Genomic DNA, 25,929 nt, shown 5'->3' on the forward strand with positions numbered 1-25,929 from the left:
ACAATGGACGGGCAGAACAGAAAAGATATTTATCCGGGCTTAGAAGTCGGAATTATTTTGAAGAAAGATCAAAGATCAGGGAACATTACTTACGGTGTAGTAAAAGATCTGCTTACTTCATCCGCATTCCACTCCAGGGGGATAAAAGTTCGGCTTGAAGATGGCCAAGTAGGCCGCGTAGCTGAAATTGTAGGAGACTGATGAAACAACTTTATTTTTCCTTTTTAATTTTTGCATTTGCAGTTCCTGCTTTTGCACAGGAGGCTGATGTAGTAAACAAAGTTCCTGGTGTACCAAAGCAAATAACTGATCCAAAAACGATCCGCATTTGCGTACCATCAAGAGCAGGTATAATAGCCAATCCCCCATTATGGGTTGTAAATGATGTTTTAATGAATGGGGATGTGGTAACTAATTTTATCCGCCCAGCCAGCATCGAGTCGATTGATGTGCGGAAAGATGCATCTACCACAGCACGATATGGAACCAGCGGGCAAAACGGAGTGGTTATCATTAAATTAAAAAAGGACCTGCAGCTTTGGAACTTAAAAGAATTGTTTAAAAACTTCGGGATTAGAAATAAGAACCAGGACTTTCCTGTATTTATCGATAAAAAAGAATTGGTTAACCGTACAGATTTTTTTATTGTTAACGATATTGTAGCAAGTGTTAAAGTGGTTACCGTTAATGATATGCCTTCGCGTAAAAACAAGGTTATTCAGGTCACTTTAAAACCTTTATAGCCTTTTATACGTTTTATATTTGTAATCAAATTGCAATTATAGGCTTAAAAAGTAACAAAATAAATTTTGTGTCGTCTATATTTGTATTAACCGTAAATTAATAGCATGACATTAATAAAATTCATATTCATAACAATATTGGTGCTTTGGCTGATCAGAATGTTGATCAGGTTAATACTCCCAATGCTGTTTAATAACCTGGCAAGTAAAATGCAAAGTCAGGCTAGCGGGCAGCAGCAACAGAGAAAGCGTAGGCCGGAGGGTTCTATTTCAATAGATTATATGCCGCCTAGGCCAGATCAAAGTAAAACAGATAAACTAGGCGATTTTGTCGATTACGAAGAGATTAAATAAAGCTAACCCTGAACTTGTTCAGGGTTTTTTGTTTAAGGTAGTTCTGCTACTGATTTTATTGCCTGATTTCTGATGGTTAATAATCTGTTCAGGTAACGTTTCAAAAACAGTGAATCTATGATCCTGCCAATTAAACCCATGGGCGATCTAAATGTAAAGATATCGGTCATTTCTGTGCCTGCACCTGCAGCGGTGAAATGATGTTGGTGATGCAATACCTTAAACGGCCCGTTAAGCATTTCATCAACAAAATAAAATGGCTTTTTCATTGCCGTGATTTTATTTGTCATCTTAAAATTTATCCCAAAATGCCTGGCCTGCCAGGTAACCTGCTCTCCGCTACCGATTAAGCCTGTTAGTTTTCCCCCAATAGCCTTTTCCTTATGGCCCTTCATCGATTCTGTGTGTAAATCCAAACTTCTGGATAAATCGAAACACTTTTCTCTTGGTGCATTAATCCTTGTTTTTAAAATCAGGGTTGGCATGACATCTATTTTAAAATATCTTCAACAGCAGCCCCAATGGTTGGGTAGTTAAACTCAAAGCCACTATTGAGCAGTATTGTTGGTTTAACCCATCTGCTTTTTAAAATCAGTTCGGTTTCTGTACCGATCATTTTGGCACCAATTGTCAGCATCCAAACAGGCGTAGGTAAGCCAAAATTTATTCCATAAGTTTTCCGGATTACTGACATTAAAACATCATTTTTAACCGGATCTGGTGCTGTACAATTAATAATTCCGGCAATTTTATCCTGTTTCAGTAACCATTCTATACTTAAAGCCACATCCTGTTCGTGTACCCAACTTACATACTGCTGGCCATTACCCTGTTTACCACCCATGCCCGCTTTTACCAGGTTAAGCAAACGTGGAAAGGCACCATCTGTTTTACCCAGTACAATGCCCATCCTCAGGGCAATTCCGGGTTTTGGGCGTAATGCTTTCAAAAAAGCAGCTCTCCCAGGCTTTGCAAACCTCTGCTGAAAAGCCTGTATCAATTTCACCATTTAGTTCATCCTGATAATGGTCTTCTGCATGGCGGTATATCGTGGCGGAGGTAATATTGATCCAAAGTTTTGGCTGATCTTTTATCCCTTCGATCGCTTTGCCCAGTAAACGGGTGGGCTTCAGTCTTGAATTGAAAATTTCTTTCTTGTTTTTTTCAGTGTACCTGCAGTTTACATTTTTGCCACAGAGGTTTACAAGTAGGTCGGCATTTTGGAGTGCGCGGGTCCAGTTGCCTGTTGTTTTTCCATCCCAGACCATTGTTTTAATATTGCCTTGTGCAGATTGAGATTTCCGGGAAAGGATTACGATTTCGTCTGTTACCGGACTAAAATGTTTGGCCAGTACATGTCCTAAATAACCATTGCCACCTGCAAGAACAACTTTCTTGTATTTTATCATTTTAGTACAATAAGATTAAACCCAAAACAATTAAACGGTAAAGTACCCAGGTAAGGCTCATGGTCCAGCCCAGGTTTAAAATTTTGCTCCGGCGCAGGTGTTCTAAAAACATCAATCCAGCAACGGTTAAAAAGTAGAGCATAAATAATAAGGGGCTGACTTGAAGATAGTGGGAAACAACCAGTGCTGGCAAAAGCAAAAGTGAACCGGCAAAAGAAATGGTCATCATGTTGCCCAGGTAATCCCAAAGTTTGTCTTTCCCGTAAAACAGGATAACGATTCCCTGAAAAAGCATTTGCCCGCCACAGATCAAATATTCGCGATAACTGGCACCCAGGGGCACAAAATGGGTTAACAGGTGGGCATAAGCAGTTAATATATATGCCGTAACCATCCAGGTGAACAGTAAATAAACCAGCCGGTATTGAATTTTAAAAGCAGGCTGTATGGTATTTGCTTTAATTTTTGCCGGGATAATAATTTTTCTATTGTAAGAAATAAAGGCATAAAGCTTCTGCATGAAATAAACGAAAGGGCTGAATGAAAAGAGCTTTTTAAATGCTGGCAGGGCATGGCCAATGATCTTAAAAAGGCTTTGGATGCCATAAGTTACCTCGCCGGTTTCGGTATTGATAAGTGCAATTTCGTTGGCGGCTTTTTGTTCATCAATGAAGGGGCAAACGTTTGCAGGCATACGTTGGTAAGCTTCCCTGCCATTTTGATCCAGCATCCCGGTTTTAATAAATGTTTTGGTATAAACATAACACATGGGGCATTCATCATCGAACAGAATAATGTGATTTTGCAGTGTTTTCATTTTCTTTAAATTTTGTATTTTCAGTAAAATATGAAAGTTTGAGTTAAAAAATAAAGCCGAACATTAGGTAAGGCTTTTTAATTGTTAGGGTTTAGTGGATAGGGTTTAGCGATTGGCGTTTAATGGTTAGCGTTTAAGATGAATATGTCTTGCTACTCGCTACTTACTACTCGATACTTACTACTCATATCTCGCTACTCCTATTTCACATCACCCCTCATCTATTTAAACACTTTTAATATTGATCCCCAAAACCAGTTCTCTTCCGCTTTAAGCATGGTCTCCAGCGTTTTGTCAACATTAACGGCCAGTTTGTTTATATCGGTGATTGATTTTTTGAACGTTTTAAATTCAGGATCCTTTTCATCACCAGCAACGTTCGAGAGTTCATTTAAAACTTTTAAAACGGGTTCCAGCTCTCTTTTCTTTCTTTCTTTAGCCACCTGTCGCGCAATATTCCATACATCTTTATCCGCAAAAAAGTATTCTTTGCGTTCGCCGGCTTTGTGTTGCTTTTCAATTAATCCCCAGCCGATTAAATCGCGGAGGGTCATGTTGGCATTTCCTCTCGAAATGCTCAGGTTTTCCATAATTTCTTCGGTAGTAAGTGCTTCAGCTGAAATTAGCAACAAGGCATGCACCTGCGCCATGGTGCGGTTAATGCCCCATTCTGAACCCAGTTTACCCCAGGCTTCTATAAATTTTAATTTTGCTGCTGCCAATTCCATACACAAATATAAGATTTTTATTAAACTTTCAAAAATTATTGAAAATTTATTTAGTTTGAAAAGATTTTATTGTTTGTGCTTTAATTCCTCGATCACATTTTGCCAGCTACCGGAATTTCCGCTTACGCTTTTTAACAGTTCATTTTGTGCCGGATCAAAATAAACCGATAACCTCAATACAGGCAACGCAAGTGCAGGTTTAAACATCGTTCCGGGAGCAAAACCGGGTTCGTTGTTCTTCGCCCGGTCCCGATCGAATTTAACGGTGGTATTTACATATTCTTCATGCTGTTTTTCGCCTCTGATGTAAGGGAACAGCCATTCTACAGATTTTTTAATCGACGAACCCTTGGGCGATTCGTAGGTATAAAAATCAGGCCCCTTTGCGCGGTCGATGATTATGGCCAGCTTTAACATGGGTTCCAGATCGTAAATGTGGTAATGCATGGCATCACGCTCCTTAAAATCCAAACTGGTGCCATCAGGATATAGGTTAGTGTTAATGTGACTTTTCAGGTTTTCGATTGTCCAGTTGATCAATTCCTGGTTATGGAGTGCATAACCAATTTCGCCAACCACTTTTAAACGGTGTGCATTCCAGTTGTTAATGGCAGTGGCCCTTCCGGCTTTCATTCGCTTGCTGTTGATTTCGGTCCAGGCAGTTTCACTCAGCCATTGTTCAATCTGTTTTTTATGATCGCTTGGAATGTCTTGTTTGATCAGGTCGTAAGCCTCAACCGCCGGATCGAGGTTGGTATCATCGATTGGATCGCCATTGGGTTTGTTGGTTTTGGCCCATGCTAAAAGAAATTCTACACATTTGTTCAAATATCTCTGATCATGGGTAATCCGGTATTGCAAGGCCAATGCAAACATTTTGCCCATATCGGCAAGGGCCGCCTGAGTTTTTACTTTCTTCGGATTTCCTTTCAGTAAACCTTCCGTTCTGATGGTATCGAGAGGGTTGGGCTGTTCGCCCAGGTAGGTTAAAGCCGATTTTTCGAAGTCCTGGTATCGTTTTTTGGTTTCTTCATCGTTTTTAATCCTGCTTTTCAGCTTTGCGGTTTCGGTACTGGTTAAACTTACAACCTGCCCAAAAGCAACAAAAGATAGTGAAGCGAGTGCGATGGTAACAACAAACTTTCTCATCATAAATGGATTGAATTTTTATTCCTTGTTACAAATCTAATTTTTTATTCAGCATGCATTTAATTTATTCCTTTTTTATACCAGCCAAATTTTTATTTTTGACGTTCGTTTAAACTTAAACAAACCTTGATGAATAACTGGTTTAATAAAAATGGCATTCACTTAGCCATTATTGCATTTTTTGTAGTCATTACATTTGCCTACTTCAGTCCTGTTCTGCAGGGTAAGGCACCACAGCAGGGTGATGTTTTGCAGGCCAAAGCCATGCAAAAAGAAATTATGGATATTAAGGAGAAAGATGGCAAAGGCCCACTTTGGACCAACCAGATGTTCGGTGGTATGCCAGCTTACCAGATCTGGGTACAGTATCCGCTCAATATTACAACCTATGGCATTGATGTAATTAAAGGCATATTCCCCGATCCTGTTGGAACAGTCTTATTATATCTTTTAGGCGCGTACCTGTTATTCTGTGTATTAAAAATTAATCCATGGCTTGCTGCTGCGGGAGCAATCGCTTTTGCATTTACATCCTATAATTTTATTATAATAGCAGCCGGACATAGCAATAAGGCTTTGGCCATTGGCTTTTTTGCCCCTATCTTGGCAGCCATTATCATTACCCTGAGGGGCCGTTATCTGATTGGTGGAAGTTTACTGGCCCTTTTTATGGCTTTAGAGATCCGCTCTAACCATATTCAAATGACCTATTATTTATTTATTGCGTTGTTTATCCTGGCCTGTATAGAGTTTTACCATGCGTTTAAAGCGAAGCAGCTTCCGGCTTTTGGTAAATCAATCGCTTACATTGTTTCAGGTATTTTGTTATCTGTTTTAGTGAATGCAGGCACCTTGTGGACTACCTACGAGTATGGTAAGGAGACCATTCGTGGTAAATCTAACTTAACAACCGACAAAGCCGAACCTGCAAATGGTTTGGATAAAGCGTATGCTTACCAGTGGAGCCAGGGTGTTGGCGAGAGTTTCTCGTTCCTGATCCCAAATATTTATGGTGGTGCAAGCAGTATTGATGAAATGATCAAACCTGAAAGCAATACTTATAAAGCGGTAGAGAAAAATCTTCAAGGTGTAGATCCACGTCAGGCCATTGGTTATGTTGCACAAAATTTGGGTACTAACCAGTATTGGGGCAATAAACCCGGTACCTCTGGGCCATATTATTTTGGGGCGATTATCTGTTTCTTATTTATATTCGGATTGTTTATTGTAAAACACCGTTGGAAATGGTGGATTTTAGGCACCAGTATTTTGTTATTGTTCTTATCATTCGGACAAAACCTGCCATTTATTTCTGACATCTTTTTTGATTATCTGCCGGGTTACAATAAATTCAGGGCTGTTGAATCAATATTGGCAGTTGTAGGCCTCTTGGTTCCTTTATTGGCAATATTGGCCATTAAGGAGGCTCAGGATGGAAAATACGATCAAAAATATTTAGTAAAGCGTTTAACATGGTCAGCAGGTATAACAGGCGGTTTTGCATTGATCATTGCCGTAATCCCAACCGCGTTTTTCAGCTTTACGCAGGCTAACCAGGCACAGGTTTTAGATGCTTTAACACAAACATTACAAAATAACCGCGCCGCGGCGATGGATATTTTAAATGGCATTGTTGCTGATCGTGTCGCTCTGGCCCGTGCCGATGCTTTACGTTCGTTATTATTTATTGTGGTAGGTTTTGGTATTACCTGGGCTTTCATTACCAAAAAGATGAATATGCAACTGGCTTTTGGTTTACTGGCTTTATTTACACTGATTGATTTATGGCAGGTAGACCGCCGTTATTTGAACAACCAGAATTTTGTAAGTAAATCTGATTTGGATAACCACTACCAGCCAAGGGATGTTGATAATTTTATTTCGGCAGATAAAGATCCAAACTTCAGGGTTTTCGATCTGTCGTTGGGCGATCCGTTTAAAAGTGCTGAAACTTCTTATTTCCACAAAACCGTTGGTGGCTTCCATTCGGCGAGGCTTAAACGTTTCCAGGAACTGGTAGATAACCAGATGACGAAAAGCATCAACCAGGACGTTCTTGATATGTTAAATACCAAGTATATCATTACACAGGATCCTCAAAACGGATCGTACAAAATGCAGCGTAATGCAACAGCAGCTGGTAATGCCTGGTTTGTACAGAGTGTGCAGTTTGCTAAAAATGCCGATGAGGAAATGAAAGCGATCAGCAGCTTCGATGCCAAAAAAGAAGCCATTGTTGATGAAAGTTTCAAAAGCTTGATCGATACTAAGCGCTTAGGAACCGGTCAGGAAGGTTTTATCAAGTTAACCAGCTATAATCCTGATCATTTAACCTACGAATACTCTACCGCTAAAGATGCAATTGCTGTATTTTCTGAGATTTATTATGATAAGGGTTGGAAAATGTACATTGATGGTGTAGAAAAGCCGTATTTCAGGGCTGATTATATTTTACGTGCGGCTCAGCTGGAAGCAGGTAACCATAAACTTGAGTTTATTTTCCATCCAACTTCGTATTACACAGGAGAAAAAATCTCTTTAGCTGGATCGATTTTATTATTGGCCGGCTTAGGTTTCGGTTTTTACAGCGAAGAAAAGAAGAAAAAGAAAGCGGTTAAAGCTTAGGCATTTCTTTAAATAGATTTACACCCCGTAGGATTTTAATCTTACGGGGTTTTTGTTTTATGGTTTTTACCACGGAAACACAGAAGGCACAGAATATCCTTCAGCCAGTCTTCCCTACGATTCGTCTTACTGAACTTGTTTCTGTATCTTATAAAGCAAAATCAACCCAACGCCCATCTCATGCCATGTGTCATCCTGAGCGCAGTCGAAGGATCTGCAGTCATTTCGAACGCCATGGTGAATGAAGTTTGGAAATCTGTCGAGATGACGACTTTGAATTCAAGCCCGGCTTTTAATTTGCTTTTGGCATAACCAATACATCAATGGCAAATGAACCATTGAACTGTAGTGTAATAAAATTTAACAATGTCGTAACATTTGGTTGATAAACAGCGTCTTACCTTTGTATTATTAATGAGGTGATATGTTAGAATCATTTTTTGCCGTGTGTTTGTTGATTGTTATACTTTATTTCTTTAGCCCCTTTGAGGTAAAACTCGATGAGGAAGAAGAGTGGTAGCACATCTATTTTATACCGGAACTGCTTAAACCGAGCGGTAATAAGATTCTTCCCCCTAAAATTTCCCGTTTATGAATAAAAGAAATGTTGATGTAGTCGTGATCTCCGACGTGCATTTGGGCACCTATGGCTGCCATGCTAAAGAACTTTTAAAGTACCTTAAAAGCATTAAACCCAAAACATTAATTTTAAACGGCGATATTATCGATATCTGGCAGTTTAGCAAAAGTTACTGGCCCGAATCGCACATGAAAATCATCCGTAAACTGATGAAATTCGTTTCAGAAGGTGTTCAGGTGCACTACCTCACAGGCAACCATGATGAGATGCTTCGCAAGTTCGACGGCATGGAGATGGGAACTTTCCACCTGCAAAATAAACTTATTTTAGAGCTCGACGGCAAAAAGGCCTGGTTTTTTCATGGTGATGTTTTTGACGTAACCATGCAGCATTCTAAATGGCTGGCCAAGCTGGGAGCCGTTGGATACGACACACTGATCCTCATTAACAGTTTTGTAAACTGGGTGCTTACGGCCTTTGGAAAGGAAAAAATGAGCTTTTCGAAAAAAATTAAGGCAAAATTTAAAGATGCGGTTAAGTTCATCAATAGTTTCGAGCAAACAGCAGCCGAACTGGCCATAGAAAAAGGTTATGAGTATGTGGTCTGTGGTCACATCCACCAGGCCGAGCAAAGGGAAATTGCAACTGAACATGGAAAAGTTACTTACCTGAACAGTGGCGATTGGGTAGAAAGTTTAACGGCTTTGGAGTACCAGGATAAAAAATGGACGGTATTTAAATATGAGCATCAACATTTTACAAAGGATGAATTGGATGAAGGAATCCTTTCTGATGCTGAAGATTTAAAAAGCAAACTGGATATAAATATTCTTTTACAGAATATAAAATATGAAATTGCCCAATAATTTTAGATATTCGGGCACAAATGAGGATACTTTACGCAATACAGGGGACGGGAAACGGCCATATCAGCAGGGCTAGGGAAATTATTCCTCTGCTTCAAAAATATGGCGAATTGGATATTTTGGTTAGCGGAACACAGGCTGATGTCAAATTAAGTCAGCCGGTTAAATATCAGTTACATGGTTTTAGCTTCATTTTTGGGAAAAAAGGTGGTGTAGATCATTATAAAACCTGGCTGAACATGAATCTTTTCCGTTTCAGGAAAGACATGAAGAAACTGCCGCTCAAAGAATACGACTTAATTGTTAACGATTTTGAACCTGTAAGCGCCTGGGCCTGTAAACTGCAGGGGATCGACTGTGTATCATTAAGCCACCAGGCAGCATTTAAATCAAAAAAAGTACCCCGTCCAAGAACGTTAGACTGGGGAAAGCTTATTTTGAGCCGTTATGCGCCCACTAAATACCACATTGGTTTCCATTTCGACCGGTATGATACTTTTATCCATACCCCGGTAATCAGGGCAGAGATCAGAAACCTGAAAAGTGAAAATTTAGGGCATTATACCGTATACCTCCCTGCCATTGATGATAAGCGCCTGGTAAAACTGTTTACCCAATTGCCGGATATTACCTGGCAGGTTTTCTCTAAACACAGCAAGGTTGCCTATCAGCAAGGTAATGTTTTTGTAGAGCCTGTAAACAACGAAAAGTTTAATAAAAGTTTGGCTACCTGCGAAGGTCTTTTTACCGGAGGTGGCTTCGAAGGGCCGGCTGAGGCGCTTTATTTAAAGAAAAAGCTGCTTGTAGCCCCTATGCGTTTTCAGTTTGAACAGCAGTGTAATGCTTATGCCTTAAAGCAGTTTGGCTTACCGGTAATCTGGGGCAGTACGCGCAACTGGTTACCTATTGTTAAAAACTGGGTGGAAAATCCTCAGAAACACGAATTCGATTTTCCGGATGAAACCGCACAGATTATCGATGATATGGTGAGGAAATACGCAAGGGTTGGTCCGAAGTCTTGAGTTCTCAGTCCAAAGTCAATGCTCTTTGATTTTGTCATCCTGAACGTAGTCGAAGGATCCCGGCGTTTTAGCTCTCGCAAGGGTTATTTCATTTAATGCAAGATACTGCGTAACCTAAACCAGACAGCAGTGAACGCAGTGAGGTAAAGCGGATGGCAGGACGATCAGGACCTAAAAGAAGGCCCTCTCTTTAGTCTTTCCGTTTTAGTCTTACGCACTCTTAAATTATTTTCTTTACTTTGTCTACTCTTTAAAAAGGCATGATAAATCAGTTTAGAAAGCTAAATCCAATTAACCTCGTATTCTTGCTGGCGTACACTTTCTTTTTGCGTATTGCCATTTTTCACGAAACGCACGATAAACTGAATTTTGATTTTTTAGAACCCTTTGCCCGCTTGCTGATCAATATCGATTTAGATAATGCTTTTACACCTTATACCAATATTTTTATTGCATCGGTTCTGGTTTACATACAGGCCTTAATTTTTAACCGGATCGTAAATAATCATAATTTATTGGGTAAGCCGAGTTTTCTTCCGGGTCTGATGCTCATTACCGGAACAAGTTTATTCATGCCCTTTATGATCCTTTCGCCAGCACTGATCTGCAATTTTTTGTTGATCTGGATTATCGATAAATTTTTAAAACTCGGTAAAAGTGCTAACTCGATAACCAACGTATTCGATATCGGGATGATTATTGCTGTGGGAACATTAATCTATTTTCCGTTTATGGCCATGTTGCTTATGATCTTTTTAGCTTTATTGCTTTTCAGATCGTTCAGCTGGCGCGAGTGGGTGGCCGGATTGGTCGGATTTATTACCGTATTCTTTTTTCTTGCCGTATTTTATTACTGGAATGACAATTTGAGCTCATTTTATCAGATCTGGAAGCCATTGGGTAATAAGTTTCCTTCGGTATTTAAAATCAATTATAACGATTACCTGGTACTCATTCCTGTTGCAGTAATTATCATACTGGCCTCCCTCCAGCTGCGCGAAAATTTCTTCAGGAGTTTTATCAGTACACGGAAAGGCTTTCAGCTGTTGTTTTTCATGTTTGTTGTTTCGGCGGCTAGTTTTTACCTTAAACCCGATTTTAGAACATGGCACTTTCTGCTCTGCGTGCCGCCTGGAGCAGTACTCCTGGCTTACTATTTCAGCAATGCCAAAAAACGCTGGTTTTATGAAACGTTGTTCCTTTTATTTGTGCTTTCAATACAGTATTTTCTGTTTGTTTAACCTTTTTTAACAAATAACTAGAACGAAACTTGACAAAGATTAATAGCTTTGTGCATGATTTTGGGTTAAAGCTTTTTAGGTTTTAATCAGATGGATAAAAAATGGAGTCATTGGAATTTCTAAAAAACATATTGGCAGAAGGAGATTTTAAATGCGCCGGCTAAGCATTGATATTGGAAATTCTTCTGCAAAGGTTGCCGTTTTTGCAAATAAGGAAATTGTTCACCACCAACGTTTCAATAAACTGGGCATAATTGACTTAGCGCAGCTGATCGAAAAATTTTCGCCAGCAAAATCCATCATCAGCAGTGTAAACCAGGAAATTGGTCAGCTGGAAATATATTTAAAAAAGCATACCGAGTATACGCGTTTTTCAACCCTATTAACCAACGGCGTCCAAAACAGGTATAAAACGCCACTTACCCTGGGATTAGACAGATGGGCAGCGGTTTTAGGAGCAAACGGATTATACCCTGAAAGTGCAAGTTTGGTGGTGGATGCAGGAACCTGTATTACTTACGATGTATTGAGCCGGTCAAAAGAATATTTTGGCGGAAGCATAAGCCCGGGCATAAAAATGCGTTTTAGGGCGGTACATGAGTATACCGGACGCTTACCTCTGATAGAGTGGGATGAGCGTGAGGATATAACAGAAGGAACCGACACCTTATCGGCAATTAAGAATGGTGTTTTGCAGGGAATTATAAATGAAATTGAAGGCTTTATTGCCCTTAATAATAAAAAAGAAAGTGCCTTAAGGGTAATTTTAACGGGTGGTGATGCTAATTTTTTGTATAAGCAATTACAAAACAGCATCTTTGCGCCTCAAATTATAAAAGATCCTTACTTGGTATTAAAAGGATTAAATGAAGCTATTGCAGATTAAAATGTACAGAAGAATAAATTATATTGCAGCCATACTCGTTCTAGTTTGTGGTTTTGGTGCGCAGGCACAGGTTACCACATCGTCTCCATATTCAAGATATGGGCTTGGAAATATAAAAGGATCTTTATTGCCCCAGTTTAGGGCAATGGGCGGAATTGCTACTGCAGTAGGTAAAGTTACCGGATTCAATAATATCAATATGCAAAATCCCGCGTCTTACGCCGGTATTTCGTTAACAACGATTGATATTGGTATGAGTGCAAGTGTGATTAACCTTTCGCGCAACAACCTAAGCGAATCAAGTTTCAATTCTACTTTCAGTCACCTTGCATTTGCCGCACCGGTTAACAGGAGATCGGCACTCAGTTTTGGTATTCTGCCTTATTCAGACCTCGGGTACTCTTATAAAAACACTACCAAAGTTGATACTACAACACTAAATCAGCTTTATGAGGGTGAAGGTGGCTTATCAAAAGCCTATTTGGGTTATGCTTACCGCTTTGGTGATCACTTAAAAATTGGTGGTAACTTAGAGTATATTTTTGGTAACCTTCAGACCACGAGGGCGACTGAATTCCAATCTTTGGGTGCTATAAATGCAAAACTACAGAATAAAAACAGTGTGGCAGGGTTAAATTACTCTTACGGTATCCAGTACGATTTTAATGTAGGCAAGAAAACCTTAATTACTTTAGGGTATTCGGGTAGCACTTCGGGCAGAATAAATTCGACACAAACATTTTTTGCTACACAATACACAAGAGATCAGGATGGTAACGAAAATACGGCGATTGATACATTAAGTTCAATCAATAATGGAAAATCTAACCTTACCCTGCCATTAGCGCATAATTTTGGTATCGCTATTCAACAGAACGACAAATGGTTAATTGGTGCCGATTTTAGAATGAGCAAATGGTCTAAAACCACGATCAATAATGTGAGCCAGGGCTTGCAGGATAGCTGGGGTGCATCACTGGGTGGCCAGTGGACGCCAGACGCTTATTCTTATAACAGTTATTTAAAACGTATCGATTACCGTTTGGGTGTAAGTTACGATAAGACCTATATCAAAATCAATAGCCAGGATATTAAACAAATGGGCGCATCGTTAGGTTTTGGTTTCCCATTGCCTACTGCTAATGGTGGTACAGCGTTTTATAAAATCAACTTTACAACCGAATTCGGACAAAGGGGGACTTTAAATAATGGTCTCGTAAAAGAGCAGTATATTAACTTCCATTTAGGGTTTACTTTGAACGATACCTGGTTCCGTAAGTACAGGGTTGACTAATGAAACTTAAGACATTTTTATATGGTCTGCTTTTAGTGTTGCCTTTGTTTTTGGCTTCATGTGGAGACGACGATCTGAAAAATGCAAGTTCGGTTGCTATAAATAAGACAATTTTATCGCGCGATAGAACTATTGGTGTTGATATCACTTATAGCGATTCGGCAAGGGTTAAAGCCAGAGGGCTTGCGCCAATATTGGATAAAGTAACCCCTGCAAACGGGAGTGCTTACCAGGAAATGGTTAAAGGTGTAAGCATCGACTTTTATAACCCCAACGGAACCATTGATGGAAACCTGGTTTGCGATTATGCCATCAGGAAAGATGCTGAGCTTAAAACCGAGTTCAGGAAAAATGTGGTGGTAAAAAACAGTAAAGGCGATACATTCTCCTCTCAGGAACTGATCTGGGACGAATCAAAGAAATATTTCTATTCCAACCAGCGTGTTTATGTAAAAGGTGCCGATGGCAGTATTGGAGAAGGCATCAATTTTAAAGCTCCTGAGGATTTTAGTACCTACGAAATGGATAGTGGCAATGGAGAATTGAATATGAAAGAGGGTGTAGCACCCTAGCGTGATGTAAACCGGACGATGTAAAATGGATGAAATGAAGGGATAATATTGTGAGCAATCCATTGAAATAGCTTCGGCGTTAAGGCTAATTTTTAGCTAAATATCCCATCTTCCATGAACCCTGTTACCCATTACATCCCCTTAATAATTAGGCGCTTGATAAATAAAATTTTGTGTTTTCTTTTTTAAGGCAAATTTGTATCTTGCGCCCTCTTAAAAAAGAACTAAATAAATTTATAATTACAATATGGGATTAATGACATTTTTGCGTAACCGTGCGGGCTACATTCTGGTCTTCGCAATCGGTTTTGCAATTGTTGCATTTTTAGTAGGTGATGCAATTAACGTGGGTAAACCTTTTTGGTCGGCAAATCAAAAAGTGGTAGGTTCTATTGATGGTAAGGACATCAATATTGATGAGTTCGGACCAAAAGTAGATCAAGGTGTAAACCAGATGAAACAACAATATGGCGGTAGTGCTAATGCACAGATGACCGCTATGGCTGTAGATCAGGCATGGAATGCAGAATTGGCCAATGTATTGTTAAACAAAGAATATGACCGTTTAGGTTTAACCGTATCAGAAGATGAGTTGGTAGATTTATTACAAGGTCAGAACCCTAGCCCATTAATCAAACAATATTTTTCTAATCCTCAAACCGGACAGTTAGACCATGTAACCCTGATGAACTTTTTAAAATCGAAAGAACCTCAGGCATTACAGCAATCTGGTCTGTTACAGGAAGAGATTAAAAAACAGGCTTTACAAACCAAATATTCTAACTTAATCCGCAACTCGGTTTACGTAACTTCATTAGAAGCTACAGATGAATATAACAACCGTAACAAGCTGGCCAATTTTAAATATGTAAGCTTAGATTATGCTTCTATTCCGGATAAATCGGTTAAATTAACTGATGCAGATTATTCAGAATATTACGACCAGAACAAAGCCCGTTTCAATAACCCACAGGAAACACGCACTTTTGAATACGTAGCGTTTAACATCAGTCCAACAAAGGCAGATTCTTTAGCGATTAAAGCGCAGGTAGATAAAATTGCCGCTGATTTCCAGGTAGCAAAAAACGATTCGCTTTTCGCAGCGATCAATTCTGATGTTAAAGTTCCATTCACTTACTTAACCAAAGGTAAGTTGGATCCTGCTGTTGATTCGGCAGTATTTGCTTTACCTGCCGGAAGTTTCTATGGCCCGAAATTAAGTGGTAACTCTTACAAAATTGTAAAAGTGGTAGCTACCCGTATCTCGCCCGATTCAGTAAAAGCAAGTCACATCTTAATCGACCCTGCTAAAGTAGGTGGCGAGGATAAGGCATTGAAATTGGCAGATTCGTTAAAAGCATTGATTTTAAAAGGCAGTAATTTTGCTGAATTGGCTAAAAATTACAGTGTAGATGGTTCGAAAGATAAAGGTGGCGAGCTGGGTACTTTTGCACGCGGTGCAATGGTTCCAGAATTTGAAAATGCTGCTTTTGATGGTAAAACCGGAGATATTAAAGTGGTAAAATCACAGTTTGGTTACCATGTAATTAAAATCGAAAAACAGATCGGTTCTTCTAAAGTAGCTAAATTGGCTTATGTAGAAAAAGCATTGGCAGCAAGCAGCAAAACCCAGGCAGCAGCCTACAAAGCGGCAAGTAATTTCCTTGCGGATGTAAAAGGTAACGATTTCGGTAAACTTGCTACCCAAAAAGGCTTAAAAGTGAGCGTGGCTGATAAGGTAGCCGCTACACAAGGATTTGCAGCAGGTTTGGATAATCCACGTAAACTGATCCAGGATGCTTATGCAGCAGATAAAGGTGATGTTTTACCAGAGATTTACACCATGAGCAATGCTTACGTAGTTGCACGTCTAACTAACATCAGCCCTAAAGGTATTTTATCATTGGCCGATGTGAAAAAGGAAATCGAACCGATGGTGCTTAATGCAGTTAAAGCAAAACAGCTGAAAGAAAAATTAGCCGGTGCAGGTAAGGGAAGTATTGATCAGGTTGCTGCTAAAGTTGGCCGTCCGGTTAATCCCGTGCAGAACGTTGTATTTGCTAATCCTGTAATTCCGGGTGTTGCACAAGAAAATGCTTTAGTAGGTAGTGTATTTGGTTCACAGCCAGGTAAAGTATCTGCTCCCGTTCAAGGCGAGCGCGGTGTATATGTATTTACTGTTGATGGATTTACAAACCCTGCTCCTATTGCCAACATGTTTAAACAAAAAGAAAGCATGTTGTTAAGTTTAGGTCAGCGTTCATTAGGAGCAGCTTTCCAGGCTTTACAGGAAAATGCCAAGATAAAAGACAATCGTGTGAAATTCTATTAGTTAGAAAATACGTAATTTTGTAACCGTTCTGATTTATCATCAGAACGGTTTTTTTATTTTAGGCTATGGAAATTCAAGAGAACATTGTTAATAAAGTTGCCAGTAGCGGGTTAATCACCTTAAACCTGGAAGACTTTTATCACAAAGGCGAGAGAGTAGTGTATGATATTGCTGATAATCTTTTTCATGGCTTGATGCTGAGGGAAAAAGATTTCAGGGCTTTTATCAAAGATCACAATTGGGCACAGTATCAGGATAAGAATGTTGCCATTACCTGCTCTGCTGATGCGATTGTTCCTACCTGGGCTTACATGTTACTGGCAAATAAACTGCAGCCTTATGCCAATGAGGTGGTATTTGGTGGCTTAGATACTTTAGAAGCCGTATTGTTTACCAAAGCCCTGTCTAAAGTTAATCCGCAGGATTATGTCAATGAACGTGTGGTGGTAAAAGGATGTGGCGATATTGAGGTACCTGTTTCTGCTTATGTAGAGATTACCAATCTGCTTACTCCGGTGGTAAAAAGCATCATGTTCGGCGAACCTTGTTCTACCGTACCTGTATATAAAAGAAAAGATTAAATTTTGGTTTGCTTTTTGTATATCTTCATGGAGGAAAGTATTTGATTTATTTTAAAGAAAAAATTACTTTTCTAAATCGGTCTGTTCCCGGGATTTAATTCTGGATCAATTATACCGGTAACACACACAAATGAATACAAAGGCAATGAAAAAATTAATGATCACCCTTACGGCCGTTTTATGCTGTCTTTTCACTATGGCTCAGGAGCTTCCCCTGAAGAAAGAAGCTGTTTTTCAGGATGGTGAAGTTTTACAGTATAAACTGAGGTATGGATTTATTACAGCGGCAGAAGCTACAATTAAGGTAACCAATTCTGATTTAAAGTTTGATAACAAGCCTACCTATAAACTGACAGTTGATGCGCAGACCTCGGGTACTTTTGATATTTTTTATAAAATAAGGGATCATTACGATTCCTATATCGATAAAGATGACCTTTTGCCCTACTTCTACCAGGAGAATATACGCGAAGCAAGTTACAGAAGGCAGGATAAGGCACGTTTTACACAGGATGCAAAAAAAGTAGTTTCGAACAAGGGAACTTTTACAACACCGACTAATCAGACTTTCGATCTGGTTTCGGCTTATTACTTTGCCCGGAGCCTCGATATCTCCAAAATTAAAGTAGGTGATAAATTTAAGCTGAATTACTTTCTTGGGGATGAAATATCTGCGTTAGAAGTAGAATATATTGGAAAAGAAACCATTAAAAGTAAACTTGGCAATATCCGTTGTTTAAAATTTAGCCCATCTATAAAGCCCGGCAGGATTTTTAAAAAAGACAGCAGGTTGTACCTTTGGGTAACCGATGATGGAAACCGGGTACCGGTAAAGGCACAGGTAGAAATATTGGTTGGCGCAGTAACCATGGAATTAAAATCTGCCGAAGGGCTGAAATATGCTTTAGCAAAAGAATAATGATGATAGAAGTAGAACAGGTGCTCGTGCACGAAGACGTATTGAAAGAGAACTTTGTTTGTAATTTAAGCAAATGTAAAGGGATTTGCTGTGTTGAAGGTGATTCAGGTGCGCCCTTGGATAACGAAGAAAAAGACATCCTGGAAGAAATTTATCCGAAAATCAAACACCTGTTAAACGAAAAAGGGATTAAAGCTATAGAAGAACAGGGTGTTTATGTAGTTGATGAAGATGGCGACTTAACCACGCCTTGCGTCGATAAAAATAAAGAATGTGCTTATGTGCTGTTTGAAGGCGGCATTACAAAATGTGCTATTGAAAAAGCTTATGAACAGGGCATAATAGAGTGGCAAAAACCAATTTCGTGCCACCTATACCCTATCCGGATTACCAAATATCCTGAATTTGATGTGCTTAATTACGACCGCTGGCACATCTGTCATGATGCCTGTACCTTTGGCCGTGAACTTAAAGTTCCGGTATACAGCTTTTTAAAAGGACCGCTCATCCGTAAATATGGAGAAGCGTGGTATAAAGAATTGGAAAGTACGGTAGCGGTAATGTAATCTGTATCGATCTAATTGGTATTTAGCTGATTATTTTATTCAGTTTTTGTTTTTATATTTAAATTAAGTCGTATCAATGCGTGCAATTAATAATGGAATCGGTTTGAACCATTGTTTAGTTGTGACTTTTTTTTCCCAAATTAACTTAATTTTATCTTTTTGACTTAATTTTATAATAGTTATATAACCTTAGAGACATAAATAGTTGTTTTTGAGGGATGAAGTAGTGATAATTTGGGCTAGTCTGTTCATTTTTGTTTTTTAGTTCAAAAAAGAATGTTTTTTGGTTTATCTAAACTATTTTAGCATTCCATAAATCTATCATGCTGTGAAAAAAATTTTAATTACCGGAGGAGCTGGTTTTATCGGCTCTCATGTAGTCCGTCGTTTTGTTAATCACTATCCTCAATATGAGATTGTTAATTTAGATAAACTTACTTACGCAGGTAACCTGGCTAATTTAACTGATATTGAAAATAAACCAAATTATAGATTTGTAAGAGAAGACATTACCGACGCAAAAGCGATTGATGAGCTTTTCAATACCGAAAATTTTGATGCGGTAATACACCTGGCAGCAGAAAGTCATGTAGACCGTTCTATTTCTGATCCAACGGCTTTTGTCATGACAAATGTAATGGGTACAGTAAATTTATTAAATGCAGCCAGGACTTACTGGAAAGGGAGTTACAATCAGAAACGTTTCTACCATGTAAGTACCGATGAAGTATATGGCGCTTTAGGTGAAGAAGGTATGTTTACCGAAACCACTGCGTATGATCCACATAGTCCATATTCGGCCTCAAAGGCCAGTTCTGATCATTTTGTAAGGGCTTATCATGATACTTATGGCTTGGATTGCGTGATTTCTAACTGTTCAAACAACTATGGCTCCCACCATTTTCCTGAGAAACTGATTCCGCTGGCCATTAATAATATTAAAAATAACAAGCCTGTACCTGTTTATGGTAAAGGCGAAAATGTGCGCGACTGGTTATGGGTTGAAGACCATGCTCGTGCCATTGATGTGATTTTCCATAAAGCAAAAACGGGCGAAACCTATAACATTGGTGGCCATAACGAATGGAAAAATATTGATCTGATCAATTTGCTTTGTACCATTATGGATCAAAAATTGGGTCGCCAAGCCGGAGAATCAGCTAAACTGATCACCTTTGTAACAGATCGTGCTGGTCATGACTTACGTTATGCCATTGATTCCACAAAATTGCAAAAAGAATTAGATTGGGTACCAAGTCTGCAATTTGAAGAGGGTTTAGCCAAAACAGTTGATTGGTATCTGCAGAATGAAGACTGGTTAAATAATGTCACCTCAGGTAATTATCAATCTTATTACGAACAACAATATAGCCATAAATAATGGAAATTGAAGAAACGGGATTAAAAGATTGTTTGATCATTAAACCCAGGGTATTTGAAGATACCAGGGGGTATTTTTTTGAAAGTTTTAACCAAAATACCTTTGAAGAAAGAACAGGTTTATCAGGCAGGTTTGTGCAGGATAACCAATCCTATTCATCTTATGGGGTAATCCGTGGCTTACATGCCCAAACGGGTGAGTTTGCTCAGGCCAAACTGGTGCGCGTTACCAAAGGAGAGGTTTTGGATGTTGCGGTAGATGTAAGGCCAAGTTCGCCAACCTATGGTAAGCATGTTGCTGTACGCTTAAGTGCCGAAAATAAATTACAGCTTTATATTCCACGAGGCTTTGTACATGGTTTTTCGGTATTGAGCGAAAGGGTAGAGTTTTTATATAAATGTGATAATTTTTATAACAAAGCCTCCGAAACAGGAGTAATCTACAATGATCCGGATTTAAATATTGATTGGTTAATCCCTGAGGGAATGGAGTCCGTATCCGATAAAGATCTCTTATTAAAACCATTTGCCGAACTAAAGCATATATGAGTAAATTATTAGTAATTGGTGCCGGCGGACAGTTAGGCCAGTGCTTAAAAGTCGTTGCAGAGCGAAGAGGAATTACTGAAATAATTTTTCCTGCAGAGCAAGATGCCAATATTTTAAACGAAAGTGGTTTAAATGAACTTTTTATTAAAGAAAAACCTGCTTATGTGATCAACTGTGCGGCCTACACGGCTGTAGATAAAGCAGAAGATGAGGTTGATCTGGCCAAAGCTGTTAACGAAACAGGGGCAGCTAACCTGGCTTCGGCTTGTTTGGCAAATGGAGCAATCCTAATTCATGTGTCTACCGACTTCGTTTTTGAAGGGAATGAGGTGAAATTGCTTAAAGAAGACGATGAAGCCAAACCCATCAATGTTTATGGTGTAACTAAATTGGACGGTGAAAAAGCGGTTAGCTCCATACTACCAGCTCATTTCATTATCCGTACCAGTTGGTTATACTCCGAGTATGCCAATAATTTCGTGAAAACAATGTTGAAATTAGGTGCTGAACGTGATGAACTGAATATTATCGCCGATCAGGTAGGAACACCAACTTATGCTATTGATTTGGCTAATGCCATTTTAGATATTATCGCTTCTTCATCAGGTGCATATGGTATTTATCATTACAGTAACGAAGGGGTAACCTCGTGGTTCGATTTCGCAAAGGCCATTTTTGATATCAGTGAAACAAGGGTAAGGGCAAATCCAATTCCTGGATCTGCTTATCCGACAAAAGCCATTCGTCCGGCATTTTCGGTAATGGATAAGTCTAAAATAAAAAGCACATTTAATATTGAAATCCCTTACTGGAGAAATAGTTTGGTAGAGTGTTTAAAACAAATTAAATGCAATAAATAGGAATCATTATTTCATTTAGATCTGTCACTATCAATGACTAATGACCCAATGACTCAATGACCAATGAACTAATGACTAAAATATGAAAGGTATAATCTTAGCTGGTGGTAGCGGAACGCGTTTACATCCCTTAACCCTTGCCTGTAGTAAGCAAATGATGCCGGTTTACGATAAACCAATGATTTATTACCCTTTATCTACGTTGATGCTGGCAGGAATAAAAGAAATCCTGATTATCTCTACGCCACACGATCTTCCTAATTTCGAGAAGTTATTAGGAGATGGATTTACTTTAGGCTGTAAATTTAGCTATGCCGTACAGGCAGAACCTAATGGTTTGGCACAGGCTTTCGTAATAGGTGAAGAATTTATTGGCAAAGATAAAGTTGCCTTGGTATTGGGCGATAATATTTTTTATGGTGATGGTATGGCGAAATTATTACAGTCCAGTTCCGATCCGGATGGCGGTGTGGTATTTGCTTACCAGGTTGCAGATCCGGAACGTTATGGTGTAGTTGAATTTGATGAAAATAAAAAAGCCATTTCTATTGAAGAAAAACCAACAAATCCAAAATCGGATTATGCTGTGCCGGGATTATATTTTTATGATAATGATGTGGTAGAAATTGCCAAAAACATCAAACCTTCCCCTCGTGGAGAATATGAAATTACCGATGTAAACCGTATTTATTTAGAGCGTGGTAAGTTGAAGGTTGGCGTATTGAGCCGTGGTACTGCCTGGTTAGATACCGGAACTTTTACATCCTTAATGCAAGCGGGGCAGTTTGTGCAGATTATTGAAGAAAGACAGGGACTCAAAATTGGATGTATTGAGGAAATCGCCTATCGAATGGGATTTATCAATGCGGAACAGCTAAGGGCTATTGCCACACCTTTAGTTAAAAGTGGTTATGGAAGTTACCTGTTGAAGCAGATTAAATAGCGGATTCCATTATTAATATACTCATAATAATAAATCACCAATCAATGCCATGACATTGATTGGTGATTTCCTTTTGTGGCATGTCATTCTGTGGGGTAACTTATTGTATAAAATCAATATAACTGACAGCCCTCTCACGAGTCGTCATTTCGAGCGGAGTGCGACGCAGTCGAGAACCACGGGGTGCTCAGCGAAGCTAAATCTGTCTTTATAGATTTCTCCATTTCGCTACCGATGAAAAATCGGCACGCTAAAGTCGAAAAGACGATTCTTCTATAGGATCCGTCAATGGTAGCCTAGCTAAGGGGCTTTAAAACAGGGTGCATTTTGTCATATAAACACTAATTGCTCTCAACGCTGTGTAATTCGTGTTTTTCTCTATGAACTCTGTTGTTAAAAGCCAACATTGAATCAAGTAACAATTAAAGCTTTCCTGATTTATCTTATCTTTGGCCAATTACCGAAAGAGAAATGAATACGAAAAAGCAAATTGCGATTATAGGTTTAGGTTATGTTGGGCTGCCATTGGCTATCGAATTTGCAAAGAAATATAAAGTAATCGGTTTCGATACCAACGAGAGCCGTGTAGAAGAACTAAAACGAATAGAAGACCGCACCCATGAAGCTAAGCTGGATGACCTCAAATCCGTTTATTCTTCAACAGATCAGGATAGAGGATTAACGTTGAGTTCGAGTTTGCCTGATCTGGCGGCTTGCACAGTTTATATTGTCACGGTTCCTACGCCTATCGACCATCTCAAACACCCTGATCTCGGACCTTTGCTTGCCGCCAGCGAAATGTTGGGCATTGTGCTTAAAGCAGGTGATATCGTAATATATGAGTCGACTGTTTATCCTGGTTGTACCGAAGAAGATTGTGTTCCTGTTTTGGAGAAAATTTCAGGCTTAAAATATAATGTAGATTTTTTCTGTGGTTATTCACCTGAGCGGATCAATCCTGGTGATAAAATCAACACGCTGACTAAAATTAAAAAAGTAACCTCAGGATCTAACGCTGAGGTAGCACTGGAAATAGACCAGCTTTATGCGTCTATTATCACAGCAGGCACCCATCTCGCACCAAGTATCAAAGTGGCAGAAGCTTCGAAAGCGATTGAAAATGCACAACGGGATGTAAATATTTCTTTTGTAAACGAACTTGCCTTAATTTTTGACAGGATGGGAATTGATACTTCAGACGTATTAGCCGCTGCAGCGACCAAATGGAATTTCCTTAATTACAAACCCGGTTTGGTCGGTGGGCATTGTATCGGGGTAGATCCGTATTATTTGGCTCACAAGTCAGAAGCCTTGGGTTATAAGCCAGAAGTGATCCTGTCAGGACGGCGGGTAAACGATAATATGGGACTGTTTGTAGCTAATAAGGTAGTTAAAATGCTGGTAGCAAAGAATAAAGTAATTAATGGAGCCAAAGCTTTGATTTTGGGGTTTGCTTTTAAGGAAAATTGCCCGGATACCAGAAATACAAAAGTGATCGATATTTATAAAGAACTGAAATCTTTTGGTATGCTAGTCGATGTATACGATCCTTGGGCCAACACAGCCGATGTAAAAGCTGAATATGATATCCAAATGATTCAAAGTGATGATTTTGAGCATTATGATGTAATCATTTTAGCCGTGGCTCACCAACAATTCTTGGATATTGATTACAGTGGTTTTAAAGCAAAAGGATCAATTATTTTCGATACCAAATCATTTATTCGCAGAGATTTGGCGGATGCAAGGTTATAATATCGATTCGTTTACCCTTCCTGTACCTTTTGTTTACCCTTTCTCTATACCAAGTTAACCCCTGGCTTACCAATCCCTTACCTTTTCTTTACCCTGGCGTTACCTATTTATTACCTCGAGGGTAATAAATAGTATAAAAATGGTGGTCAAAAGGTAAAGAATAAGTTAATGAAAGCCCTGGCTAGTATAGGCTTGGTAGGTAGAATAGGTAATAATCAAATGGCCCCTTGTTCAGAAAGCGTAATAAGGCTAATCATCATTTTAAAATCGCTTGTCAACCAAACAAATTATTCTGTATGTTTGTGGCCAACAAAATGGATTAAATATGAAAGTTGCTTTAATTACAGGTGTTACAGGTCAGGATGGAGCCTATTTAGCAGAATTTTTGCTGAAAAAGGGATATTTTGTACATGGTTTGAAGCGACGCTCATCATCATTTAATACTGATCGTATTGATCACCTTTATCAGGACCAGCACGAGCATAATGTGAGGTTTAAATTACATTATGGCGATTTAACCGATTCGACCAATCTCATCCGGCTTATCCAGGAAATACAGCCAGATGAAATTTACAATTTAGCGGCGATGAGCCATGTACATGTAAGTTTTGAGATGCCCGAGTATACTGCTAATGCAGATGGTATTGGTACCTTACGCTTATTAGAAGCCGTACGTATTTTAGGCCTAACCCGAAAAACCAGGCTTTATCAGGCCAGCACGTCTGAATTATATGGATTGGTACAAGCAGTCCCACAAAGTGAAACTACACCTTTTTATCCGCGCTCTCCTTATGCTGTGGCAAAGATGTATGCTTACTGGATCACGGTAAATTACCGTGAAGCATATAATCTGTTTGCCTGTAATGGTATTTTATTTAACCACGAAAGTCCGTTAAGAGGCGAAACTTTTGTGACACGCAAAATAACCAGGGCTGCAGCAAAAATAGCCCTAGGCCTGCAAAAATGCCTATATCTTGGTAACCTGTCTGCGCAACGGGATTGGGGACATGCTAAAGATTATATTGAAGCCATGTGGTTAATCCTACAGCAAGACAAGCCAGAAGATTTCGTTATAGCTACAGGTATTACCACCACTGTTCGAGATTTTGTTCGGATGAGTTTTGCAGAATTGGGTATTGACGTTGAATTTTCTGGTAAAGATGAAAACGAAAAAGGTGTAATAATTGGCCTTAACGAAGAATTATTGATTCAGCATGGATTAAATAGTGATAAACTGTTTTTAGGGAGCACCATTGTTCAGGTAGACCCGAAATATTTCAGGCCAACAGAAGTAGATTTATTATTAGGAGATCCGGCCAAAGCAAAAACGCAATTGGGCTGGGAACCTAAATACGACCTGACTGCACTAGTCAAAGAAATGATTATTTCTGACCTTCATTTAATGAAAAAAGATGAATATCTGAAAAAAGGGGGGTTTAAAACGTTAAATTATTTTGAATAATAAGCATGTTTTCAAATAATTTAGATAGTTAATAACTGAAAATAATATTAAGTTTGTTAGGATTTCCATAGCTAATTAAGGAAATTTTAAATTTTTGTTAAGGATTTGGCAAAAAACTCTACTTTTTGTCTGTTTTAATCTACTTTTAATTCAGTTATTACTATCTTTATTTTTATTTCGATCCTATTACTGCATATTGCATAATAATTTGTGTTTTTTATTGTTTAATAGTGTGAATTCTTAACTTATATGAAAAATATACAGTGTATTGAAAAGAGCACTAGTGAATAGTATTT

Annotated in this window: 26 protein-coding genes; 20 read left to right on the top strand and 6 right to left on the bottom strand. The window is 38.9% G+C overall.

The window, feature by feature from the left end:
• The first annotated feature begins 3 nt into the window (after nucleotides 1-3).
• The 3 genes from GGQ60_RS18450 (at nucleotide 4) to GGQ60_RS18460 (ending at nucleotide 1,097) form a co-directional block, all read left to right on the top strand.
• Nucleotides 4-201: a YwbE family protein gene (locus GGQ60_RS18450; protein ID WP_183767082.1), complete on the top strand. Its 198-nt coding sequence runs from the start codon at nucleotides 4-6 to the stop codon at nucleotides 199-201.
• Nucleotides 201-743, top strand: a complete 543-nt coding sequence (locus GGQ60_RS18455; protein WP_183767084.1) for a TonB-dependent receptor plug domain-containing protein — start codon at nucleotides 201-203, stop codon at nucleotides 741-743. Before GGQ60_RS18450 ends, GGQ60_RS18455 begins: the two co-directional genes overlap by 1 nt.
• Before the next feature lie 105 nt (nucleotides 744-848).
• Nucleotides 849-1,097 (top strand): DUF4834 family protein, encoded by a 249-nt coding sequence (locus GGQ60_RS18460; protein ID WP_183767086.1) that lies wholly within the window; start codon nucleotides 849-851, stop codon nucleotides 1,095-1,097.
• 32 nt (nucleotides 1,098-1,129) lie between these two features.
• Here the strand turns inward: GGQ60_RS18460 and GGQ60_RS18465 are convergent, their stop codons facing one another.
• From GGQ60_RS18465 to GGQ60_RS18485, 6 genes are all read right to left on the bottom strand, one after another.
• Nucleotides 1,130-1,582: an SRPBCC family protein gene (locus tag GGQ60_RS18465; RefSeq protein WP_183767088.1), complete on the bottom strand. Its 453-nt coding sequence runs from the start codon at nucleotides 1,580-1,582 to the stop codon at nucleotides 1,130-1,132.
• Nucleotides 1,583-1,587: 5 nt separating this feature from the next.
• Nucleotides 1,588-2,007 carry a DUF1731 domain-containing protein gene (locus tag GGQ60_RS23045; RefSeq protein ID WP_229685154.1) on the bottom strand — a complete coding sequence of 140 codons (420 nt, stop codon included), beginning with the start codon at nucleotides 2,005-2,007 and terminating at the stop codon, nucleotides 1,588-1,590.
• Complete coding sequence (locus GGQ60_RS23050) at nucleotides 1,988-2,506, bottom strand: NAD-dependent epimerase/dehydratase family protein (protein ID WP_229685155.1); 519 nt, start codon at nucleotides 2,504-2,506, stop codon at nucleotides 1,988-1,990. The genes GGQ60_RS23045 and GGQ60_RS23050 overlap by 20 nt, the downstream gene beginning before the upstream one ends.
• 1 nt (nucleotide 2,507) lies before the next feature.
• A complete protein-coding gene (locus GGQ60_RS18475; protein WP_183767090.1) occupies nucleotides 2,508-3,323 on the bottom strand; it encodes a thiol-disulfide oxidoreductase DCC family protein in 816 nt (271 codons plus the stop codon).
• Between the two features lie 221 nt (nucleotides 3,324-3,544).
• The gene (locus tag GGQ60_RS18480; protein WP_183767092.1) at nucleotides 3,545-4,051 is read right to left on the bottom strand and encodes a GbsR/MarR family transcriptional regulator; all 507 of its coding nucleotides are present in this window, start codon (nucleotides 4,049-4,051) and stop codon (nucleotides 3,545-3,547) included.
• Nucleotides 4,052-4,117: 66 nt separating this feature from the next.
• Complete coding sequence (locus GGQ60_RS18485; RefSeq protein ID WP_183767094.1) at nucleotides 4,118-5,203, bottom strand: alginate lyase family protein; 1,086 nt, start codon at nucleotides 5,201-5,203, stop codon at nucleotides 4,118-4,120.
• A gap of 126 nt (nucleotides 5,204-5,329) precedes the next feature.
• Here GGQ60_RS18485 and GGQ60_RS18490 point away from each other — a divergent pair, with 126 nt between their 5' ends.
• From GGQ60_RS18490 to gmd, 17 genes are all read left to right on the top strand, one after another.
• Nucleotides 5,330-7,825: a YfhO family protein gene (locus GGQ60_RS18490; protein WP_183767096.1), complete on the top strand. Its 2,496-nt coding sequence runs from the start codon at nucleotides 5,330-5,332 to the stop codon at nucleotides 7,823-7,825.
• 591 nt (nucleotides 7,826-8,416) lie between these two features.
• The gene (locus GGQ60_RS18495; protein ID WP_183767098.1) at nucleotides 8,417-9,271 is read left to right on the top strand and encodes a UDP-2,3-diacylglucosamine diphosphatase; all 855 of its coding nucleotides are present in this window, start codon (nucleotides 8,417-8,419) and stop codon (nucleotides 9,269-9,271) included.
• A 20-nt stretch (nucleotides 9,272-9,291) separates the two neighbouring features.
• Nucleotides 9,292-10,293: a glycosyltransferase family protein gene (locus GGQ60_RS18500; RefSeq protein WP_183767100.1), complete on the top strand. Its 1,002-nt coding sequence runs from the start codon at nucleotides 9,292-9,294 to the stop codon at nucleotides 10,291-10,293.
• A gap of 260 nt (nucleotides 10,294-10,553) precedes the next feature.
• Nucleotides 10,554-11,534: a DUF6427 family protein gene (locus tag GGQ60_RS18505; protein WP_183767102.1), complete on the top strand. Its 981-nt coding sequence runs from the start codon at nucleotides 10,554-10,556 to the stop codon at nucleotides 11,532-11,534.
• A 151-nt stretch (nucleotides 11,535-11,685) separates the two neighbouring features.
• Nucleotides 11,686-12,420 (top strand): type III pantothenate kinase, encoded by a 735-nt coding sequence (locus GGQ60_RS18510; protein ID WP_183767104.1) that lies wholly within the window; start codon nucleotides 11,686-11,688, stop codon nucleotides 12,418-12,420.
• Nucleotides 12,401-13,714, top strand: a complete 1,314-nt coding sequence (bamG, locus tag GGQ60_RS18515; RefSeq protein WP_183767106.1) for a BamG family beta-barrel-assembly machinery protein — start codon at nucleotides 12,401-12,403, stop codon at nucleotides 13,712-13,714. The genes GGQ60_RS18510 and bamG overlap by 20 nt, the downstream gene beginning before the upstream one ends.
• Nucleotides 13,714-14,286, top strand: a complete 573-nt coding sequence (locus GGQ60_RS18520) for a hypothetical protein (protein ID WP_183767108.1) — start codon at nucleotides 13,714-13,716, stop codon at nucleotides 14,284-14,286. Before bamG ends, GGQ60_RS18520 begins: the two co-directional genes overlap by 1 nt.
• A gap of 247 nt (nucleotides 14,287-14,533) precedes the next feature.
• On the top strand, nucleotides 14,534-16,618 hold the full coding sequence (locus tag GGQ60_RS18525) for a peptidylprolyl isomerase (protein ID WP_183767110.1): 2,085 nt from the start codon (nucleotides 14,534-14,536) through the stop codon (nucleotides 16,616-16,618).
• A gap of 65 nt (nucleotides 16,619-16,683) precedes the next feature.
• Complete coding sequence (locus tag GGQ60_RS18530; protein WP_183767112.1) at nucleotides 16,684-17,199, top strand: DUF2480 family protein; 516 nt, start codon at nucleotides 16,684-16,686, stop codon at nucleotides 17,197-17,199.
• Between the two features lie 145 nt (nucleotides 17,200-17,344).
• A complete protein-coding gene (locus GGQ60_RS18535) occupies nucleotides 17,345-18,118 on the top strand; it encodes a DUF3108 domain-containing protein (protein WP_183767257.1) in 774 nt (257 codons plus the stop codon).
• 2 nt (nucleotides 18,119-18,120) lie between these two features.
• Nucleotides 18,121-18,684, top strand: coding sequence for a DUF3109 family protein (locus GGQ60_RS18540; RefSeq protein WP_183767259.1), 564 nt, complete (start codon nucleotides 18,121-18,123; stop codon nucleotides 18,682-18,684).
• A 328-nt stretch (nucleotides 18,685-19,012) separates the two neighbouring features.
• On the top strand, nucleotides 19,013-20,065 hold the full coding sequence (gene rfbB, locus GGQ60_RS18545; protein WP_183767114.1) for a dTDP-glucose 4,6-dehydratase: 1,053 nt from the start codon (nucleotides 19,013-19,015) through the stop codon (nucleotides 20,063-20,065).
• Nucleotides 20,065-20,613, top strand: a complete 549-nt coding sequence (gene rfbC, locus GGQ60_RS18550; RefSeq protein WP_183767116.1) for a dTDP-4-dehydrorhamnose 3,5-epimerase — start codon at nucleotides 20,065-20,067, stop codon at nucleotides 20,611-20,613. Before rfbB ends, rfbC begins: the two co-directional genes overlap by 1 nt.
• Nucleotides 20,610-21,473 carry a dTDP-4-dehydrorhamnose reductase gene (gene rfbD / locus GGQ60_RS18555; RefSeq protein ID WP_183767118.1) on the top strand — a complete coding sequence of 288 codons (864 nt, stop codon included), beginning with the start codon at nucleotides 20,610-20,612 and terminating at the stop codon, nucleotides 21,471-21,473. The genes rfbC and rfbD overlap by 4 nt, the downstream gene beginning before the upstream one ends.
• 82 nt (nucleotides 21,474-21,555) lie before the next feature.
• Nucleotides 21,556-22,416, top strand: a complete 861-nt coding sequence (rfbA, locus tag GGQ60_RS18560; RefSeq protein ID WP_183767120.1) for a glucose-1-phosphate thymidylyltransferase RfbA — start codon at nucleotides 21,556-21,558, stop codon at nucleotides 22,414-22,416.
• Between the two features lie 471 nt (nucleotides 22,417-22,887).
• Nucleotides 22,888-24,171: a nucleotide sugar dehydrogenase gene (locus GGQ60_RS18565; protein WP_183767122.1), complete on the top strand. Its 1,284-nt coding sequence runs from the start codon at nucleotides 22,888-22,890 to the stop codon at nucleotides 24,169-24,171.
• A gap of 325 nt (nucleotides 24,172-24,496) precedes the next feature.
• Complete coding sequence (gene gmd, locus GGQ60_RS18570; RefSeq protein WP_183767124.1) at nucleotides 24,497-25,633, top strand: GDP-mannose 4,6-dehydratase; 1,137 nt, start codon at nucleotides 24,497-24,499, stop codon at nucleotides 25,631-25,633.
• The last annotated feature ends 296 nt before the right edge of the window (nucleotides 25,634-25,929 follow it).

The organism is Pedobacter zeae (genome assembly GCF_014196715.1).
GTDB classification, from domain to species: domain Bacteria; phylum Bacteroidota; class Bacteroidia; order Sphingobacteriales; family Sphingobacteriaceae; genus Pedobacter; species Pedobacter zeae.

Excerpts from the sequence above, each read along its gene's own strand:
- GGQ60_RS18450 (WP_183767082.1), top strand. The coding sequence starts at position 4 with ATGGACGGGCAGAACAGAAAAGATATTTATCCGGGCTTAGAAGTCGGA.
- GGQ60_RS18455 (WP_183767084.1), top strand. The coding sequence starts at position 201 with ATGAAACAACTTTATTTTTCCTTTTTAATTTTTGCATTTGCAGTTCCT.
- GGQ60_RS18460 (WP_183767086.1), top strand. The coding sequence starts at position 849 with ATGACATTAATAAAATTCATATTCATAACAATATTGGTGCTTTGGCTG.
- GGQ60_RS18465 (WP_183767088.1), bottom strand. The coding sequence starts at position 1,582 with ATGCCAACCCTGATTTTAAAAACAAGGATTAATGCACCAAGAGAAAAG.
- GGQ60_RS23045 (WP_229685154.1), bottom strand. The coding sequence starts at position 2,007 with ATGGGCATTGTACTGGGTAAAACAGATGGTGCCTTTCCACGTTTGCTT.
- GGQ60_RS23050 (WP_229685155.1), bottom strand. The coding sequence starts at position 2,506 with ATGATAAAATACAAGAAAGTTGTTCTTGCAGGTGGCAATGGTTATTTA.
- GGQ60_RS18475 (WP_183767090.1), bottom strand. The coding sequence starts at position 3,323 with ATGAAAACACTGCAAAATCACATTATTCTGTTCGATGATGAATGCCCC.
- GGQ60_RS18480 (WP_183767092.1), bottom strand. The coding sequence starts at position 4,051 with ATGGAATTGGCAGCAGCAAAATTAAAATTTATAGAAGCCTGGGGTAAA.
- GGQ60_RS18485 (WP_183767094.1), bottom strand. The coding sequence starts at position 5,203 with ATGATGAGAAAGTTTGTTGTTACCATCGCACTCGCTTCACTATCTTTT.
- GGQ60_RS18490 (WP_183767096.1), top strand. The coding sequence starts at position 5,330 with ATGAATAACTGGTTTAATAAAAATGGCATTCACTTAGCCATTATTGCA.
- GGQ60_RS18495 (WP_183767098.1), top strand. The coding sequence starts at position 8,417 with ATGAATAAAAGAAATGTTGATGTAGTCGTGATCTCCGACGTGCATTTG.
- GGQ60_RS18500 (WP_183767100.1), top strand. The coding sequence starts at position 9,292 with ATGAGGATACTTTACGCAATACAGGGGACGGGAAACGGCCATATCAGC.
- GGQ60_RS18505 (WP_183767102.1), top strand. The coding sequence starts at position 10,554 with ATGATAAATCAGTTTAGAAAGCTAAATCCAATTAACCTCGTATTCTTG.
- GGQ60_RS18510 (WP_183767104.1), top strand. The coding sequence starts at position 11,686 with ATGCGCCGGCTAAGCATTGATATTGGAAATTCTTCTGCAAAGGTTGCC.
- bamG (WP_183767106.1), top strand. The coding sequence starts at position 12,401 with ATGAAGCTATTGCAGATTAAAATGTACAGAAGAATAAATTATATTGCA.
- GGQ60_RS18520 (WP_183767108.1), top strand. The coding sequence starts at position 13,714 with ATGAAACTTAAGACATTTTTATATGGTCTGCTTTTAGTGTTGCCTTTG.
- GGQ60_RS18525 (WP_183767110.1), top strand. The coding sequence starts at position 14,534 with ATGGGATTAATGACATTTTTGCGTAACCGTGCGGGCTACATTCTGGTC.
- GGQ60_RS18530 (WP_183767112.1), top strand. The coding sequence starts at position 16,684 with ATGGAAATTCAAGAGAACATTGTTAATAAAGTTGCCAGTAGCGGGTTA.
- GGQ60_RS18535 (WP_183767257.1), top strand. The coding sequence starts at position 17,345 with ATGAAAAAATTAATGATCACCCTTACGGCCGTTTTATGCTGTCTTTTC.
- GGQ60_RS18540 (WP_183767259.1), top strand. The coding sequence starts at position 18,121 with ATGATAGAAGTAGAACAGGTGCTCGTGCACGAAGACGTATTGAAAGAG.
- rfbC (WP_183767116.1), top strand. The coding sequence starts at position 20,065 with ATGGAAATTGAAGAAACGGGATTAAAAGATTGTTTGATCATTAAACCC.
- rfbD (WP_183767118.1), top strand. The coding sequence starts at position 20,610 with ATGAGTAAATTATTAGTAATTGGTGCCGGCGGACAGTTAGGCCAGTGC.
- rfbA (WP_183767120.1), top strand. The coding sequence starts at position 21,556 with ATGAAAGGTATAATCTTAGCTGGTGGTAGCGGAACGCGTTTACATCCC.
- GGQ60_RS18565 (WP_183767122.1), top strand. The coding sequence starts at position 22,888 with ATGAATACGAAAAAGCAAATTGCGATTATAGGTTTAGGTTATGTTGGG.
- gmd (WP_183767124.1), top strand. The coding sequence starts at position 24,497 with ATGAAAGTTGCTTTAATTACAGGTGTTACAGGTCAGGATGGAGCCTAT.